The sequence below is a fragment of the Croceitalea vernalis genome, from assembly GCF_031846405.1.
GTDB classification, from domain to species: domain Bacteria; phylum Bacteroidota; class Bacteroidia; order Flavobacteriales; family Flavobacteriaceae; genus Croceitalea; species Croceitalea vernalis.
The window spans coordinates 524,617-540,900 of record NZ_JAVRHU010000003.1 but is presented as its reverse complement, the minus strand read 5'-3'; the positions used below and the strand labels follow the sequence as shown (position 1 = coordinate 540,900).

Here is a 16,284-nt window from a genome sequence, read left to right as displayed (position 1 = left end):
CGCTGCTTGAAATTATCTTGCGACTATAGAAGGTGGATAAGCTTCTAATATTTGAGAAACAAATTCTTTGATTCTTTCTTCCTTCTTTTCAATATTCTTTGTGTTATTCAAAGTGCCAACACCACGACCTTGCCAAACCAATTCTTTATTCTTATTGTCAATAAGGTCAATGAAAAGTGATCCTTCGGTTCTAGTTGAAACATTAGGGCCAAAATTACCGCCCCAACCAAATCCAGGGCCCCAACCCCAACCCCAACCAGGTCCCCAACCGTAACCACCCCAACCAAAGTTGTTGTTGTATACGTCAACTTGCTCACGTTCCTTGGTAAATATGCTAACTAGTAAATCTGGGTCTTGCGATTTTGAAAAACCACGTGAAGTCATTTCAGTGTCAATTGCTCTTAAAATACGTTTTTTATCTAAATCTGAAATTTGAGCTTTGTCAATTCCGGTTTTGTAGAAGGCATATGTTTTGTAGGTATTAAAATTAGCCTCTTTATCATAATCAGCTAATACACGAACCGAAACACATGAACTTAAAAACACCAGCGCTATTAAGGGTAAAACAAATAATTTCCATTTTTTCATAACAATTTTATTTTGAGTTAAACCAGAACTTTATGCTCTTTAGAGACATCAAATACTATGCCGAAAAGCTATATTTAACTAGTGGAATTCGTTTTTTGGTTATATCCATAAGGGCAATGTCTGCAACCACTTTCGCAGCAGAAGCCCCTCTTTAAATGATATTTTTCAGTAAACACCTTATATCCTTCCGGTGAAAGGTAAAAGTCACCATCTTCTAAGGGTAATATTTTCTTCATTTATCATTTTTCAATACTTTCAAAATTAGTTATTTAGCTTATGAAACTAGTATCGTTTTAGAACGATTTAACGAGTTATTTAGGTTTTTGACAGTAAAAGGGTAAGAAAATTCCTTTGTTTCCGTTCTTAGCACTGTTAAAAAATTATATTTGTGAGCCCCACTATTCAAAACAACCTCAAAGTTGTCAAAGATGGTCGTAGTATTTAAACATTTTTTTCGAAAGAATTATGTGGGCCTTACCATATGGCCTTTTATAATTGTCAAAGAAGATAATTATAAAGACGATACCGTTCTTATCAACCACGAACGTATTCATCTGAAACAACAACTAGAGTTGTTGGTTATTCCTTTTTACTTATGGTACTTTTTAGAATGGTTGTTGAGAACAATCCTATATTTAAATAGCTATCGAGCTTATCAAAATATTTCTTTTGAACGCGAAGCTTATGCTAATGAAGATGATTTGGATTACACTAAAAATCGAAAATTATATAGTTTTATACGCTATATTTTTAGAAAATAATTTTTGCAAGTTCTCAATCAACAAATAAACTTACCGCTCCTCCAAGAAAAAGGTATTTCACTTTCAGTTAAGAGAGAAGATGCTATACATCCGCTGATTTCAGGTAATAAATATCGAAAACTGAAGTATAACCTGCTTGAAGCCAAAAGACAGAATTTCAAAACCCTTTTGACTTTTGGGGGCGCTTACTCGAACCATATTGCAGCTACCGCTTACGCTGGAAAAATTCATGGTTTCAAAACCATAGGTGTTATAAGAGGAGAAGAGCTTAAAGAAAAATGGCTTGACAATCCCACATTATTTCAAGCCAATAAAAATGGAATGACTTTTCATTTTACAAATAGACAATCTTATCAATTAAAAGAATCAGAGTCGTTTTTAAACCGACTACGATTAAAATTTGGTTCTTTTTTTGTGATACCCGAAGGTGGTACAAATTCTCTGGCTATTAAAGGATGCGAAGAAATATTGACAGAAAATGATAAGGAATTCAACTTTATAAGTTGCTGCGTGGGCACAGGGGGTACAATTGCCGGGCTAATCAATTCAAGTAATAGTAATCAAAGAATTTTAGGGTTTCCTGCTCTTCAGGGCGATTTTTTAAAGGACGATATTCGTAAATTTGCACAAAATGAAAATTGGGAACTAATTTCTGATTATCATTTTGGTGGCTATGCTAAGGTTGATAAAAGCCTGGTTTGTTTTATGAATGATTTTAGATCTGAAACAGGAATAATCATAGATCCAATCTATACAGGCAAAATGTTTTATGGGCTTTTTGATAGAATTACTAAAGATTATTTTCTTCCGGGAACAAAAGTTTTGGCTATTCATACTGGAGGTTTACAAGGCATAATTGGAATGAATAGTATACTGAAAAAAAAGAATTTACCGTTGTTAGACCTATGAAGAAGCATTTTCTGCTAATTATTTTTATTAATGCCATGCTAGTTGCTTGTGGTACAAAGAAAAGAACCACAGCAGCCAAAAAAGTTAATACCACTGATAAAGTTGGAGTTTACAAGCCTAACACAGGCATTAATGATACCAAGTTCAATAAGTCAGAATTATACCCTTTACCCGCAGATCCAGGATATTTTAAAAAGTTTCCGATTGCATCTACTACAGAATATATAAATGAGTTTTCAAAAATTGCGCAGTATGAAATGCGTGCTTTTGGTATACCTGCAAGTATAACATTAGCGCAAGGTATTTTAGAAAGTGGTTCTGGCAAAGGAGAATTAACACAAAAAACGAATAACCATTTTGGAATAAAATGTCATACTGGATGGCAAGGCGAATTTGATTTCCACGATGATGACGCCAAAGGAGAATGCTTTCGCAAGTATAACCATCCTATGTTTTCGTTTAGAGACCACAGTATATTTTTGGCCTCTCGTTCTAGATATCGTTTCTTATTCAATTATAGAAGAGATGACTATAAAAAATGGGCGTTTGGATTGCGACAAGCTGGTTATGCAACGGATAAAAAATATCCTCAAAAATTAATAGTTCTCATCGAACGCTTTAATCTTGATGAATTTGATGATGAAGTTGTAAAGGGTGGTTTTGAAACTATACGTAAAACAAAAAAGTACGATGTCTTTACCCATCAGGTCAGAAAGGGTGATACCCTTTATGGCATTTCAAAACAATATGGAGTTCCGGTCGATGAGATAAAGCGCTTCAATAGTTTAAAAAATAACACCATTTCTGTAGGTCAAGTAATTAACCTGAGAAGGATAACTTCTAAGTAAAGATTTTTCATGCGATATCAACGTAGTAGTGCACTATTTTCTGAGGCAAAAAAATACATTCCTGGTGGTGTTAATTCGCCTGTCAGGGCTTTTAAAGCGGTCGGTGGAGATCCCATTTTTATTAAAGAGGCTAAAGGTGCTTATTTATATGATGAAGATGATAATCAGTATATAGATTTTATCGCGTCTTGGGGTCCACTAATTTTAGGACATGCACATGAACCAGTTTTGAATGCCGTAATAGAAAAAGCTAAGAAAGGCACTTCTTTTGGGATTCCAACGGCTATAGAAACTGAGCTGGCCAAACTGGCAGTTAGTATGGTGCCTAATATTGATAAGATTCGTTTTGTGAATTCTGGTACTGAGGCTTGTATGAGTGCTGTTCGACTAGCTCGTGGTTATACAGGTAAAGATAAAATCATAAAATTTGCTGGATGTTATCATGGCCATTCCGATTCTTTTTTGATACAAGCGGGTAGTGGTGCAGTAACCTTTGGTAGTCCTAATAGTCCAGGAGTTACTAAGGGTACTGCGAAAGACACACTGCTTGCTAATTATAACGATTTGCAAGGAGTTAAAACCTTGGTAAAGGCCAATAAAGGAGAAATAGCCGCCATTATTATAGAGCCTGTTGCAGGAAATATGGGCTGTATTATTCCAACTGATACCTTTATAAAAGGACTTCGAGAACTTTGTACGCAGGAAGGCATTTTATTGCTTTTTGATGAGGTAATGACTGGTTTTCGATTAGGCAAAGGTGGTGCTCAAGAAGCTTTGGGTATTGATGCTGATATTGTAATGTTTGGCAAAGTCATAGGTGGAGGTTTACCTGTAGGTGCTTTTGCAGCACGCGATGAAATAATGAGCTATTTAGCCCCTGATGGACCTGTTTATCAAGCAGGTACTTTAAGTGGAAATCCATTAGCGATGAATGCAGGTTTGGCTATGCTAACAGAATTAAATAATAAACCTGAAACCTTTACTAGTTTGGCAAATAAAACGAAATTCTTGCATGAGGGTATCGCTGAGGTTTTAAATGAAAAGGGGGTTACTCATCAAATCAACAGATTTGGGAGCATGATAAGTGTGCATTTTTGTGATGAACCGGTAATTGACTTTGCTTCGTCAGCAAAGGGGAATAATGAGTCCTTTAAAAAGTATTTTCATGGAATGCTAGACAAAGGTATTTATTTACCACCTTCTGCTTTTGAAAGCTATTTTTTAAATGATGCTATTAGCTATGCTGACTTAGCAAAAACTATTGAAGCAGTAAGGAGTATTTTTTAATTTTTGGTTGCTTTCCATATTTTCCATCCAAATAAAAGACAGCAAAATACAAGTGTAATCAATGCCAAATAATGAAACCAAAAAGGTTGAGCGCCCTCAAAATCACCTTTGGCCCTTGCAACATAGGTAATTATCATTACAATACTCACATAATTAAAATAAACCAATTGCCAACCTAATTTAAGTTTATGCAAGACTAATGGAGCACAAACTATCATTAGATAAGCTAAAGCACCACCAGTTAGTTTAATAGGTACAATTGGTATTTTATTTAAAACCACATTGGTAGCTAAAAACCCAAAATGAATTATATGAACTACTGCAAAAAGTATAAGCCAATAACGTAGTCTTTTATTTTCATTAATTGGTTTTTGGTGGCTATAAGTGAAAAGGTAAAAAGTCACTAAAAATACTCCAAAAGACAAACGCCCTGAATATCGGGCCGCATGCCGGAAGGTTTCTTCTAATGAAGGTTGCATTAGATAGGCACAAACAAAAATTAGTATTTCAATTATACTGCCGAGAACTAACAGCTTTCCTAAAGGATTTTTCATATTGGGTTGGTTAGACAATGCTAAAGATATAAGAATTATCTATTTGTTTTTTTAGAACTAGTTAATGCGATGAGCCCAAAGATTGGCCCGATTGCTAGTGACGTATAAATCCAATTACTAGCGTAATTTAGTTGTAAATAAACCATAAGCTGAATGCTTATAATGGTAATGGTGAATCCAATACAGTTTACGATTGTTAAGGCAGTTCCTTTTAACTCTGGTGTGGCATTTTGCGCAACTAAGGTTGAAAATAGTGGAGAATCGGCAATGACTACCATTCCCCAAAAAAACAGAAAACCTACAAAAAGGCTTGTGGTAGTAAGAGTAAAAAACAATGGTGCGGCTAGACAACAGCATCCTGAAAGAAATAAAGCGGTACTTGCCGTTTTTTTTACTCCAATCTTTTGTGAAATATGATCACTTAAAACACATGCGATTCCTCCAATGGCTATTATACCGAATGAAAGCAATGGAATATTTAAGGATGATTGGTTTAAGCTCTGGTAAGTGCCTAGCATTATGGGTACAAAAGCCCAAAAAACATATAACTCCCACATGTGCCCAAAATACCCCAAAGCGGCAGCTCTAAAATTTGGGTTTTGAAATACTTTAAAGAAGGCGCCTAAATCTGGTTGCTGACTTTTCTTTCTAAAAGGCCCATTAGGCACCAAAATAGCCAATAGTATTCCACCTAAAATGGCTAAAACAGAAGTTGTTATAATTACTGATTGCCATGAAAAGTATGTTGTTATTCCTTTTAATAAATGTGGAAATGCGGTTCCAAGTACCAAAGCACCTACTAAAAAACCTAATGACTTACCTAAACCTTTGTCAAAATAGTCAGCTGCGATTTTCATTCCAACTGGGTAAATACCTGCTAAGAAAAACCCTGTCAAAAATCGGAAAGCAATTAATGTTAGTAGTGTGTTCCCTGGCCAAAGCATACTCCCATTAAAGATTGCCCCTAGAATAGCGCTCATTAAAAATACTTTTGACGGAGAAAATCGATCTGTAATAGTCAATAAAGCAAATAATAAGGTGCCAGATATGAAACCAAATTGTACTGCAGAGGTTAAGTTACCGAGCGTATTGGTCTTTAAATTAAAATTAGTTATGAGTTCTTCTAAAACGCCGTTACTCGCGAACCATAATGTAGTGCAACAGAATTGTGCAAGCACAATGATAACTAAAATATTTTTTTTTGATTTCAATGTATGTTGCGTTGTTATATGCGCCATGGAGGATTTAGCCTATTTTCCCCGGCAAAATATAAAATTAATAGGTTGCCATCTGGGTCTTTTAATCTAGCTTCTCTCCATAACCATGACCTATCACTTGGCAGTTCATCAAAGGCAATACCATTTTTCTGTAAATCTGAAACCCTTTCATCTAGGTTCTCACATTCAAAATATACATAAATGCCTTGACCTTTAATCAGTTTGTCAACCAAGTGAATCGAAAAAGTGGTATTACCCTCAGGGCAAACAAAACGTGCATAATGGGGTAATGCCTCTACGATAAGTTCTAAACCCAAAGTTTTATAAAATGCTATCGATTTAAGAACATCTAATGATGGAACAGTGATTTGGTTGAGGTTCATACCTCTAAGTTAATATATTGGTTTAAGTTAAATCTATTATTAGTTATTAAACGATATTGATATGAATCAGTGCCGCAAGTTTTCTTTTGAAGTTTAGCCAAATTGTAGCAGTGGAGTTATAGTTTTTTCACAGTTCATCGATTATTGGATTAAACAGTCCATAAATTAAAAAACAATTCTACCGTGGTACCTAAAATAAAACTACCAAAAGCCCCAACCATAGAAATACGCCCAAGCGCAAAGGTATGACTGAAAGACAGCCAAAACGAAACTAAAGCGCAGCCAACAAGTATTATGGTTGCATTAAGGGGTACTAAACTTGTAAAAAGCCCAGTTGAACTAAATAATGAATCTAAAAGGGCCGTAAAGGCAAAAACTGCTAAGGCAAAATTGGTTTTAAGGTGTTTTTTAAATAAATAATAGCCCGCAATCAGCAATTCTATACTTATGGCCATTGGCTCAAATTGATTGTAGTAAACTTAATTGAAGTACCCGCTAAATGTTTCTAGTAAATTAATCTCAAGTAAAAAAGCGTACCAAGAACCAAGTCTATACTAATGAATAGTGTCGCTGCCATTTTTCTCTTTTTCATTTCAAAATAATTCTACTTTAAAGTTAGTCAAGAAATCTAAAGGAAGATTTTTGAAGGACAAATTAAGCGAAATGTGGTACTAAAAGTTCTCCTAGTTCTTCTACGACTTCACCTGCAGGTCTAGTGCTGTATTTTAAATTTAAAATCACATGATTTACTCCATGGTTCTCAAGGTTTTTCACAAACGATTGTAAATAGTCCATCCCTGTTTGAAAACCTAAGTGAATAGGTTTCGGCATTGCCTTTGTATCTTTAATTAAATCTATATAGAGTGATTGCATGTAAGGTTTCCAAGGCTGTTTGGTCTTCTCTAAACTATCTTGCCAGTTTTGCATGCTTTGTTGTAAAAAATTGAAATCCCGAGGGTAATATAACCAACCATCAGCATGTTCAGCTATCCAATCTAAACTTTGACCAGAATGGCCGGTAACAAAAAGTGGTGTTTGAGATTCATACTTGGGAACTAAATCTATTGATCCATTTAATTCTCCAAAGTCTGGTGAGTAATATCTGGGAAAATCAGCTTGTAATGCTTTTAAATACCCAAAACTATCACGGAACAGTTGGCTTTTTTGGTTGAGGTTTTTTTGAAACGCTGGATATTCATTGGGGCGGTCACCTGAGGCAACACCCATAAGTACTCTTCCTTTAGAAAGTACTTGCAAACTCGCCAATGATTTTGCTGTATGTACAGGGTGTCGTAATGGTAAAATAATACTTCCTGTGGCTAAAGCAATTTTCTCTGTTTGATTCATGATATGAGTCATATAGATCCATGGGTCATACAGCTGGCCAGCATCGCCGAAAGTAGGGTCATGAAAAGGTACATCTCTGAACCAAAGTGCTTTAAAACCTAATTCTTCAGCCCGTTTAGCCAATTGCTCTTGATGCTCCATTTTGGCAATAGAACCTTGATAAGCCTCTATCGGAAAGACAAGACCTAAAGTGAGTTTTCCTTTTCGAGCTACTTGTTTGAAGACGTTCATTTTATGTAATTAATCTTGTCAAAAGTTCTTCGGTAGCGCTAATAAGTTGCCCAATTTTAATTTCATTATAGGCGTCAGCATGGGCTTCACCAAAAGTACCTCTAGGGTCACCCTTGTCATTGTCAAAATACAAGCCTGTTTTTTCTTCAAATTCTGATAAAATAGCCAAGTCATATAGGAGCGAAGCCCCTTTATCCGCTGAAGACCAATGGTTGCCATATGCTTCTTTAACCATTTTGGTATTCAATAATGATCCTGGGTTGACGGCAATAATGGTGACATCTTTTTCTTTTTGGGCCAAATCGAAACTCCACATAGTTAGTGCTAATTTACTTTGTGCATAACCCTCTTGGACACCAATAGTTTTGCTTCCTTTTAACGCTTCTAATGAAACTGATGCTTGGGCTGCGGAACTTAAATTGATAATACGTGGGGCTGTGGCCTTTTTAAGAACAGGTAAAAGTCCTTGTGTAAAAAGATATGGTGCTAAGTAATTCACTACAAGCCTTAAATCTATTCCATTAGAATTTACTAGCTGAGAACTTTTAAAAACTCCAGCGTTATTAATAAGGACATCTAATTTAGGAAGTTCAAGAGCTGTTCGTTTTGCCATTTTACAAACACTTTGCAAGTCAGAAAAGTCGGCAACAGAACCAAAAATAGTTTTGGTATTAGCTTCTTTTCTTATTTCAATGATGGTGGCTTCAAGCTTTTTAGGGTCACGACCATGTAAGAAGAGAGAATGTCCCTCTTTGGCCAATTTTAAAGCGGTTAATTTTCCAATACCATCGGTACTACCTGTGATTAAAATGTTCTTTTTCATGATCTTAGTAATTTACACCGTGACTATAACCTTGCCAACCGTTCTTCCGCTTTCTAATTGTAAGTGTGCATCGCCCATATTTTCTAAGGGGAAGGTACTTGAAATATGCGGTTTTATGGTGCCTTTGTCTAGTAGCTCGGCTAGCGTTTTCATACCTTTTTCACTTGATTGTACCATAAGAAATTGCAAGTCGACATGACGTTCTTTGGCTATTGCTAGAATCTCTTCTGAAAAATCTGGAGTTGGTAAAGAAATAATGCTACCTCCTTCTTTTACTACTTTCAGGGAATTTAAAAGGATATCTCCGTTGAACATATCAAACACAAAATCCATGTCAGTTAAGAGTTCTTCAAACTTTTGAGAACGATAGTCTATAAACTCATCTGCGCCCAAAGACAATACGAAATCTTTATTTTTTAATGAACTTGTAGTAATAACATATGCTCCCAAAGATTTTGCAATCTGAATGGCAAAATGTCCGACACCACCAGAACCAGCATGTATTAATACTTTATCACCTTCTTTAACTCTTGGTTGAAGCACTTGTAGTGCTGTAAGCGCGGCTAAAGTTGTAGCGGCAGCATCTTCAAAAGAAACTCCATCAGGTATTTTTGCCAAGTGATTTTCTGGTGCTGCCACGTATTCTGCATACGCACTACCTCGACCAACAAAATTGACCATTCCGAAGACCTTATCCCCAATTTTAAATTTAGAAACTTTATCCCCGACTTTAGTTATGGTGCCCGCAATATCCCAGCCTATTACAACAGGACGTTCTTTACCCATTATCATATCAATTACTGCTGGATTACGTCTTACCTTAAAATCCACTGGGTTAACACTAATGGCCTTAGTTGAAATTAAAACTTCATGGTCTTTTATGGTAGGTTTTTCTACCTCTTTAATTAAAAGATTCTCAACTCCACCTGCTTGTTCTAATAGGATTGCTTTCATAGGTTCTTATATTTTATATATACTATCATTTTTATAGTAGCAAAAATAGTTATAGTATATTAGCAAGTCAAGAACGGTCAAAATTGATAGTGCAAATTTTAATGTTTGTCTGATGTAAAATATTTCAATTACCGTTTTTTTTTAAAACTACTGAAGAACTAATTTTTTGTCTTGTTTTTTTTTAATGAGTAACTTTCATAAAGCTATGACAAGAGACATTATTAATATCAATAATTTTTCATACCACGGGACAAATTTTCGGTACTAAAACCTTCAACATTAAATTCTTTTTTTATATCCAACTGAATTCTGGAAACCTAAAAATATGATGGTTAGACTTCGGAAAAATATATTTGACAAAGTGGTTTTGTCTCGTTAATTTAATTTTAGAGTCTTCCTTATTATTGTATCATAATTTAACAGTTAAATGAGAACTTTTTGTACTTCTAAATAACTTTAAGGAGTAACATCTTTTGTTAAAGAACTAGATGAGTTTAACTAAAGATAATTCTGATTACTTAACATAAACTGAAGAAAACTAGAACAAGCTTAATTTTCTAGTAATATTCTACTAACCCAGAAGCTATTTCCGTTACATATTTTTAGAAAAAACTAGAGAACACATAAAAATGGAAAGAAAAGTACAATCAAGAAGAGCCTTTTTGGCAAAATCGATATTAGCTTCGGGCGGGGTAATTTTAGCCTCACAACTCACGGCCTGTGAAAAATTAGATGATTTTTTAGGAGGTGGAAATGATGATGATGGTATACCTAGGTTTTTGCATGGGGTGGGTAGTTTTGATCCAATAGCGAATGCTGTTATTATATGGACACGTTTTACCCCAACGGCCGATGAGGTGCAACAGGCAATTCGAATTAATTGGCAAATGGCAACGGATATTGATTTTCAAAATATCGTTAAAGAGGGGATGCAGTACGCCAATTTAGAAAATGACTTTACGATTGTACAAGATGTTACCGGTTTGAATTCAAATGGAAAATACTACTATCGCTTTATGCAAGAAGATGTAGCCGTAACCTCAATGATAGGTGAAACTATTACGCTTCCTGAGGCAGGTGTTTCGGTTGATAATCTAAAAGTAGCAGTCTGTTCTTGCAGCAATTATCCAGCGGGACTTTTTAATGTCTATGATGCTATTGCAAATAGTGATGCTGATTTAGTGCTTCATCTTGGAGATTATATCTATGAATATCAGGTTGGGGGTTATGGCACGAATGAAAATACTTCGGTTTTGGGCAGAGAACATGATCCAGCAACTGAAATTTTGTCTTTAGAAGATTACCGATTAAGATATCGTCAATACCGTACCGATGAAGGTTTGCAATTGGCGCATCAGAAAAAACCTTTTGTAGTCGTTTGGGACGATCATGAGATAACCAATGATGCTTATAACGAAGGTGCCGAAAATCACGATGAATCCGAAGGAGATTACGAGGCTCGTTTGCAACGTGCCATTCAAGTTCATAGTGAATATTTGCCAGTTCGTACAGATACGCTGGGGGTCATTTACAGAAACTTTGAGTACGGTAATTTAGTGAACTTGGTTATGCTGGATACGCGTATCATAGGTCGCGACAAACAACTTAGTTTTACCGATTTCTTTGGTGCCGGTGGCGCTTTTGACTTTGCGGGTTTTGCAGACGCCTTAGGAGACCCAAGCAGGGCATTGATGGGACAAGAGCAATTGGCTTGGACCGCTAATGCGGTTGGCGGCAGTAGCGCTAAATGGCAGGTACTAGGGCAGCAAGTATTAATGGGAACTATGACCGTTCCTGCAGAATTATTGATTTTAATTGGCCAAGTAGCGGCTGGTGACACCTCCCCAGAAACTTTAAGCGCCTTGCAAACAGCAATTGTAGATTTATCTACCCTAAAAGCACGTGCCTTGGCCGGAGACCCAACATTGACAGAAGCAGAATTAGGGCGATTGGCAGCGCAAGTTCCATATAATCTAGATGCTTGGGATGGTTATGCGGTTGAGCGAGAACAGCTCTATGCCATTTTAAATGGGAAGTCCGCTGTTGTCTTTGCTGGCGACACCCATAATGCATGGCATAATATTTTGACCGACATCAATGGAAATAAAGTGGGTGAAGAATTTGCGTGTTCATCGGTGACATCCCCCGGTTTTGAAGGCATTTTTGGGACTGACCCTGCGACCATAGCCGGTATTGAGCAGGCATTCACTTTATTAATCGATGGTCTTCAATATTTTGATGCTAAACAACGAGGTTATGTTCTTGCAGAGTTCACACAGGGCGCTGCTACAGCATCGTATCGTTTTATTGATACCTTAGCTTCTGCGGCTTATACCGAAGTAGAAGGAAATACAGTAACATATTCAGGGTAGAAAAATATAAAGCCCCCTTGGTACTTTGTAACCACACAAAGTAGGGGGCTTTAAAATCAACAAAAAACACTATCCTCTGCGTCCCTCTTTCTGCATTCTTTTTTTGCCTTGAGCATGCTTTTTCATGCTAATTTCTTTCCACAACTGGTATTGTTCATTGTTAAGAATCTGTTTCATTTGTTCTTGATGCGCCAATTGTTTGTCTAAACGAGAGTTTATCATCTCAAAACGTTCTTCTGAAGATGGTTTTTCAGGTTTTGAAGTTTCACTTTGTTCTTTTCGTTCTTCCATTTTTGCTTTTCTTTCTTCAAGTCGAACAATCGTCAAATCCATGATTTGTTTTTGTTGTGTTTTAGAAAGATCTAATGCTAGCGTCATTTTTTTAGTTTTCAGCGTCGCTATTTGCTCTACCGTAAGGTCTTTTGCAAATTGTTGCTTTTTCCCTTTATGACCCCCTCTTTGGGCGAAGGCTGTAAAACTTGCTAAAAGCATTATTACTACGATTACTTTTTTCATGATATTAAATTTTATGATTTACTCATAAGACAGGCTTTAGAGATCATGGTTTAATAGCACAATGAAGTTTGTGAAGTATTTAACAAGTAACGTTAAGAAATATTTAAAATGCTCTATTGCATTTCAACGTCTTCTTCTTCAACCTTATCATTTTCTAATTCAATATCGTCTTCAAAAGTAGTATCTACAGTTTCGGAACTAATAAATTGGTTTTGAAAAGTATTTTCTTCGTATCGGTTGTACAGAACTGCCGCGAGGATAAAGCAACTCAAATAAATGAGACTTTTAACTTTGTAGGATTTCATAATGTAGGATTTGGGATTCCTAATTTACAAAAACTAAGCAAACGAATTTTTGATATGTTGTGAAACGAATCATTATAGTTGTGAAATAGCGATTTCTATAATCAAAACACTATAATTTCATGGTAAACGATATTTCTCATACTTTTCGCTACTTTACAACAGAGTTCTAATAACCTTTAAAGACTCAATTATTTAAAATCACCAACTTTTAAGTCCTTTGCATCAGCCATTGCATCTTCGAATTGATTTTTCGAAATTGCAATAGACTCTACATTTTTATCAAGCTCACTTTGAATTGAAGTACTCTGATAAAAGGTTGCAGCTGCTATAAAAAAACATAGATATATAAAACTCTCGATTTTGAAATTTTTCATAATAGTTAGATTTGTTGAGGCTAAACTATAACATCAAAAAGCCCAATTGTTTTAAAAACATACGAATACAAGATAAGTGTAGACGAATGGTAAAAACTGTTGGTTAAGAAAAGGGCAAACCACCTAGTTTGCCCTTTTCTTATACTGAAAGCAATTTGCTTTAACTATATTATTTTGGATCTAGAATGTTATTAATACGCTCTAATGCATCTTGTAAGTGATATTTGCTCATGGTGTCACCATTTCTAGAAATACCGTTTCTAACATCACGCTTTAAGTTATTGAGCTCCGCTCGAGCAACAGAACGAATGTCAGATTGACTTGTATTAACTACCGTCGATTTTTGATAACCTCCGAAAGCGGGTCGTTTTTTTAAATTTTCAGCGGTCATTAAATAATGCAACCTATCAATATGAGCTTTTTGAAGATTACGTCTGTAAGTATCGATTTTTTTACCAGACCGAGTTTCTGCCCATATTCCTCGTCTTAAATCTGACATCATATCAACCAATTTATAGGCATCACTACCATTCAAGGTTTCATTTTCAATCATACGAGCCATTTTTCCTAGGTGCAATACAGTATTCAAGCTTCGTTCTTGCATAGCTCTAATTCGTTCGACAGAACCAGAGTATTGTACTTTATTGAAAATATTATTATCTAACATCCATTCCGGAGTTTCAAATAATTGCTCGTGTAAAAATTTCAAACTATTTTTTTGATGATCAGCCGGAACATGAGTATAAACTGCTCCTTCTTGATCTGCAGTTTTATGATATTCATAAACTCCACCAATATTGTTAGCTACATGGCCCATATAACGTCTGAATTGATTAACAACTTGGCCATACATCGTTTCTAAATTATCATAATCTTCACCATCTTCAGTGGTCCAATCCATGAGCTTGGGGACTATTCTTTTAAGATTAGCTATACCATACTCACTTGCTTTAATAGCATCATCCCCTAAATCTTCAGTTTGAGAGCTTGGGTCATGAATGTCACCAATTTGTTGATGACCAAAACGATACATTGGGTCGTCAGCATGTTCCAAAATCCAACTATTTAAAGTAGCTTTTTCATCTTCTGCTGATTTATCTAAAATTGGGCGATACCCCCAATTAATTGCATGCTTATCATAAACACCAATATCTGGCATTAAAGCAACACCTTCGTCACCTGGTTGCGCTACATAGTTAAAACGTGCATAATCCATTATAGATGGTGCTGTGCCAAATTTTTGAGTAAATGATTTTGAACGTAGTGAATCAACCGGAAAGGCTACACTACTGCCCATATTATGCGGTAATCCAAGTGTGTGACCTACCTCATGAGACGACACAAAGCGAATCAAACGACCCATAATTTCATCTTTAAATTCGGTTGATTGAGCTTCAGGGTTAATAGCAGCGGTTTGCACAAAGTACCAGTTGCGCAATAAACTCATAACATTATGGTACCAATTGATGTCAGATTCTAATATTTCACCACTTCTTGGATCACTTACGTGAGGCCCATTTGCATTAGGTATTGGAGATGCTAAATAACGCACTACTGAATAACGTACATCTTCAGGTGACCATTCTGGGTCTTCCTCAACCGTTGGTGGGTCTTTTGCGATAATCGCGTTTTTAAAACCAGCCGTTTCAAAAGCTACTTGCCAATCTTCAATACCTTGTTTAATATAAGGTAACCACTTTTTAGGTGTTGCTCTATCTACATAATAGACGATTTGTTTTTTAGGCTCTACGAGTTCACCAGAATTGAATTTTTCAATGTCCTCATCTTTTACCTCAAGGCGCCATCTGTCTAGATAAGTGACCCTTTTGCTTTCTTGGGCATCAAGACCGTAATCTACTTGACCTCGAGCGAACCATCCCACACGCCTATCGAAATAGCGTCTCTTCATGGGTTCTTTAGGTAGTAGAATCATAGAATTATTTATTTCTATGGAGATAGAACCTAGACTTCTATTGCTAGGCGCACTTTTAGCTGCATAGGTTTTTACATGGCGAGCCTCAATATTTAAAGGGTAACTTTTGATATTTTCTATATAACTTCTTTCTCCGTCTAACCTACTTACTTTATATCTTGTTCTATAAAAATCAGGCATTCCCAAAGCATTAACATCTTTAGTAAATAGCGGGTCAACCTCAATAACTGTTGCAGGATTTAAAGAATCTTTTTTATTGATTGCCTTAATATCAAAAGCAAATAAAACTGGTTCAAAATTTGAGTTGACAACAGCTTCGTGTATAGGTAATGAGTCTGCGGCAACATTTCCATATGAAACTACTCGTAGTAGTACTTTTTTGGGTTTCTTCTCCCAACGTAAGACTTGTGTGTTGATTTTACCGCCTCCAAAACCGATACCGGTTGCAGTTTTTGAAATTCTGGTTACCATTAGCATCTCACGTTTAAATAGTGAATCAGGAATTTCGTAGAAATGTTTATTCTCAACTTGATGCACTTTAAATAGACCTTCATCAGTTTGGGCATCTTTTGTAATCACTTTATCATAAGGTTGAATGTCTCCCTTTTTTGGTTTTGGAGCCGTCTTTTCAGTTTCTTTTTTCTTCTTTTTCTTGAAAATCTGAGCATCTGAAGTTTGAAAAGTTCCTAATAAGAAAATAAGGAACAGTCCACGCGTAATAAATTTGATATCCATTTTGGTCAATTTTGATTTAGTCAAAGTTTTCAAAGAACTTAAAAATACTTTTAACATAGTGTTAAAATCATATTAACAAGAAAAATATTTCTAAAACAGTTGAACCTTTCGGAACCTTGCCTTTTATTGATATTTCGGCTTGTGTTG

General features: G+C 35.8%; 18 protein-coding genes. 5 read left to right on the top strand and 13 right to left on the bottom strand.

Features of this window, described 5'->3' with window-relative positions:
- Nucleotides 1-12: 12 nt before the first annotated feature.
- Both RM520_RS12875 and RM520_RS12870 read right to left on the bottom strand, forming a co-directional pair.
- Nucleotides 13-588: a DUF4136 domain-containing protein gene (locus RM520_RS12875; protein WP_311388267.1), complete on the bottom strand. Its 576-nt coding sequence runs from the start codon at nucleotides 586-588 to the stop codon at nucleotides 13-15.
- A 74-nt stretch (nucleotides 589-662) separates the two neighbouring features.
- A complete protein-coding gene (locus tag RM520_RS12870; RefSeq protein ID WP_311386078.1) occupies nucleotides 663-824 on the bottom strand; it encodes a C1orf53 family protein in 162 nt (53 codons plus the stop codon).
- Between the two features lie 192 nt (nucleotides 825-1,016).
- Between RM520_RS12870 and RM520_RS12865 the strand changes: the two genes are divergently transcribed.
- From RM520_RS12865 to hemL, 4 genes are read left to right on the top strand one after another with little or no spacing between them, the layout of a single operon-like run.
- Nucleotides 1,017-1,349, top strand: a complete 333-nt coding sequence (locus RM520_RS12865) for a hypothetical protein (RefSeq protein WP_311388266.1) — start codon at nucleotides 1,017-1,019, stop codon at nucleotides 1,347-1,349.
- A 3-nt stretch (nucleotides 1,350-1,352) separates the two neighbouring features.
- On the top strand, nucleotides 1,353-2,258 hold the full coding sequence (locus RM520_RS12860) for a 1-aminocyclopropane-1-carboxylate deaminase/D-cysteine desulfhydrase (RefSeq protein WP_311388265.1): 906 nt from the start codon (nucleotides 1,353-1,355) through the stop codon (nucleotides 2,256-2,258).
- The gene (locus RM520_RS12855) at nucleotides 2,255-3,106 is read left to right on the top strand and encodes a glucosaminidase domain-containing protein (protein ID WP_311388264.1); all 852 of its coding nucleotides are present in this window, start codon (nucleotides 2,255-2,257) and stop codon (nucleotides 3,104-3,106) included. Before RM520_RS12860 ends, RM520_RS12855 begins: the two co-directional genes overlap by 4 nt.
- 9 nt (nucleotides 3,107-3,115) lie before the next feature.
- Nucleotides 3,116-4,393, top strand: a complete 1,278-nt coding sequence (gene hemL / locus RM520_RS12850; RefSeq protein WP_311388263.1) for a glutamate-1-semialdehyde 2,1-aminomutase — start codon at nucleotides 3,116-3,118, stop codon at nucleotides 4,391-4,393.
- On the opposite strand, the gene RM520_RS12845 is transcribed toward hemL, so the two are convergent.
- From RM520_RS12845 to RM520_RS12815, 7 genes are all read right to left on the bottom strand, one after another.
- Nucleotides 4,390-4,947 carry a hypothetical protein gene (locus tag RM520_RS12845; RefSeq protein ID WP_311388262.1) on the bottom strand — a complete coding sequence of 186 codons (558 nt, stop codon included), beginning with the start codon at nucleotides 4,945-4,947 and terminating at the stop codon, nucleotides 4,390-4,392. The genes hemL and RM520_RS12845 overlap by 4 nt on opposite strands.
- Nucleotides 4,948-4,982: 35 nt before the next feature.
- Nucleotides 4,983-6,158, bottom strand: coding sequence for an MFS transporter (locus tag RM520_RS12840; RefSeq protein ID WP_311388286.1), 1,176 nt, complete (start codon nucleotides 6,156-6,158; stop codon nucleotides 4,983-4,985).
- 14 nt (nucleotides 6,159-6,172) lie between these two features.
- The gene (locus RM520_RS12835; protein ID WP_311386072.1) at nucleotides 6,173-6,547 is read right to left on the bottom strand and encodes a VOC family protein; all 375 of its coding nucleotides are present in this window, start codon (nucleotides 6,545-6,547) and stop codon (nucleotides 6,173-6,175) included.
- A gap of 149 nt (nucleotides 6,548-6,696) precedes the next feature.
- Nucleotides 6,697-7,002 (bottom strand): hypothetical protein, encoded by a 306-nt coding sequence (locus tag RM520_RS12830; protein ID WP_311388261.1) that lies wholly within the window; start codon nucleotides 7,000-7,002, stop codon nucleotides 6,697-6,699.
- A 199-nt stretch (nucleotides 7,003-7,201) separates the two neighbouring features.
- Nucleotides 7,202-8,125 (bottom strand): LLM class oxidoreductase, encoded by a 924-nt coding sequence (locus RM520_RS12825; RefSeq protein ID WP_311388260.1) that lies wholly within the window; start codon nucleotides 8,123-8,125, stop codon nucleotides 7,202-7,204.
- Nucleotide 8,126: 1 nt separating this feature from the next.
- Entirely contained in the window at nucleotides 8,127-8,948 is an 822-nt protein-coding gene (locus tag RM520_RS12820) for an SDR family NAD(P)-dependent oxidoreductase (protein ID WP_311386069.1), read from the bottom strand.
- A gap of 12 nt (nucleotides 8,949-8,960) precedes the next feature.
- A complete protein-coding gene (locus tag RM520_RS12815) occupies nucleotides 8,961-9,902 on the bottom strand; it encodes an NADP-dependent oxidoreductase (RefSeq protein WP_311388259.1) in 942 nt (313 codons plus the stop codon).
- 629 nt (nucleotides 9,903-10,531) lie between these two features.
- Here RM520_RS12815 and RM520_RS12810 point away from each other — a divergent pair.
- Entirely contained in the window at nucleotides 10,532-12,274 is a 1,743-nt protein-coding gene (locus tag RM520_RS12810) for an alkaline phosphatase D family protein (RefSeq protein ID WP_311388258.1), read from the top strand.
- Nucleotides 12,275-12,343: 69 nt separating this feature from the next.
- Here the strand turns inward: RM520_RS12810 and RM520_RS12805 are convergent, their stop codons facing one another.
- The 4 genes from RM520_RS12805 to RM520_RS12790 form a co-directional block, all read right to left on the bottom strand.
- Nucleotides 12,344-12,790, bottom strand: coding sequence for a DUF4890 domain-containing protein (locus RM520_RS12805; RefSeq protein ID WP_311388257.1), 447 nt, complete (start codon nucleotides 12,788-12,790; stop codon nucleotides 12,344-12,346).
- Between the two features lie 113 nt (nucleotides 12,791-12,903).
- Nucleotides 12,904-13,095, bottom strand: a complete 192-nt coding sequence (locus RM520_RS12800) for a hypothetical protein (protein WP_311386065.1) — start codon at nucleotides 13,093-13,095, stop codon at nucleotides 12,904-12,906.
- 188 nt (nucleotides 13,096-13,283) lie between these two features.
- Nucleotides 13,284-13,469, bottom strand: coding sequence for a hypothetical protein (locus RM520_RS12795; protein WP_311388256.1), 186 nt, complete (start codon nucleotides 13,467-13,469; stop codon nucleotides 13,284-13,286).
- A 169-nt stretch (nucleotides 13,470-13,638) separates the two neighbouring features.
- Complete coding sequence (locus tag RM520_RS12790; RefSeq protein WP_311388255.1) at nucleotides 13,639-16,137, bottom strand: zinc-dependent metalloprotease; 2,499 nt, start codon at nucleotides 16,135-16,137, stop codon at nucleotides 13,639-13,641.
- Nucleotides 16,138-16,284 lie beyond the last annotated feature (147 nt).

Bases quoted from the DNA above. Each gene is read 5' to 3' on its own strand.
- RM520_RS12800 (WP_311386065.1), bottom strand. From the start codon at position 13,095: ATGAAATCCTACAAAGTTAAAAGTCTCATTTATTTGAGTTGCTTTATC.
- RM520_RS12815 (WP_311388259.1), bottom strand. From the start codon at position 9,902: ATGAAAGCAATCCTATTAGAACAAGCAGGTGGAGTTGAGAATCTTTTA.
- RM520_RS12870 (WP_311386078.1), bottom strand. From the start codon at position 824: ATGAAGAAAATATTACCCTTAGAAGATGGTGACTTTTACCTTTCACCG.
- RM520_RS12830 (WP_311388261.1), bottom strand. From the start codon at position 7,002: ATGGCCATAAGTATAGAATTGCTGATTGCGGGCTATTATTTATTTAAA.
- RM520_RS12810 (WP_311388258.1), top strand. From the start codon at position 10,532: ATGGAAAGAAAAGTACAATCAAGAAGAGCCTTTTTGGCAAAATCGATA.
- RM520_RS12825 (WP_311388260.1), bottom strand. From the start codon at position 8,125: ATGAACGTCTTCAAACAAGTAGCTCGAAAAGGAAAACTCACTTTAGGT.
- RM520_RS12805 (WP_311388257.1), bottom strand. From the start codon at position 12,790: ATGAAAAAAGTAATCGTAGTAATAATGCTTTTAGCAAGTTTTACAGCC.
- RM520_RS12795 (WP_311388256.1), bottom strand. From the start codon at position 13,469: ATGAAAAATTTCAAAATCGAGAGTTTTATATATCTATGTTTTTTTATA.
- RM520_RS12855 (WP_311388264.1), top strand. From the start codon at position 2,255: ATGAAGAAGCATTTTCTGCTAATTATTTTTATTAATGCCATGCTAGTT.
- RM520_RS12875 (WP_311388267.1), bottom strand. From the start codon at position 588: ATGAAAAAATGGAAATTATTTGTTTTACCCTTAATAGCGCTGGTGTTT.
- RM520_RS12820 (WP_311386069.1), bottom strand. From the start codon at position 8,948: ATGAAAAAGAACATTTTAATCACAGGTAGTACCGATGGTATTGGAAAA.
- RM520_RS12790 (WP_311388255.1), bottom strand. From the start codon at position 16,137: ATGGATATCAAATTTATTACGCGTGGACTGTTCCTTATTTTCTTATTA.
- RM520_RS12835 (WP_311386072.1), bottom strand. From the start codon at position 6,547: ATGAACCTCAACCAAATCACTGTTCCATCATTAGATGTTCTTAAATCG.
- hemL (WP_311388263.1), top strand. From the start codon at position 3,116: ATGCGATATCAACGTAGTAGTGCACTATTTTCTGAGGCAAAAAAATAC.
- RM520_RS12845 (WP_311388262.1), bottom strand. From the start codon at position 4,947: ATGAAAAATCCTTTAGGAAAGCTGTTAGTTCTCGGCAGTATAATTGAA.
- RM520_RS12865 (WP_311388266.1), top strand. From the start codon at position 1,017: ATGGTCGTAGTATTTAAACATTTTTTTCGAAAGAATTATGTGGGCCTT.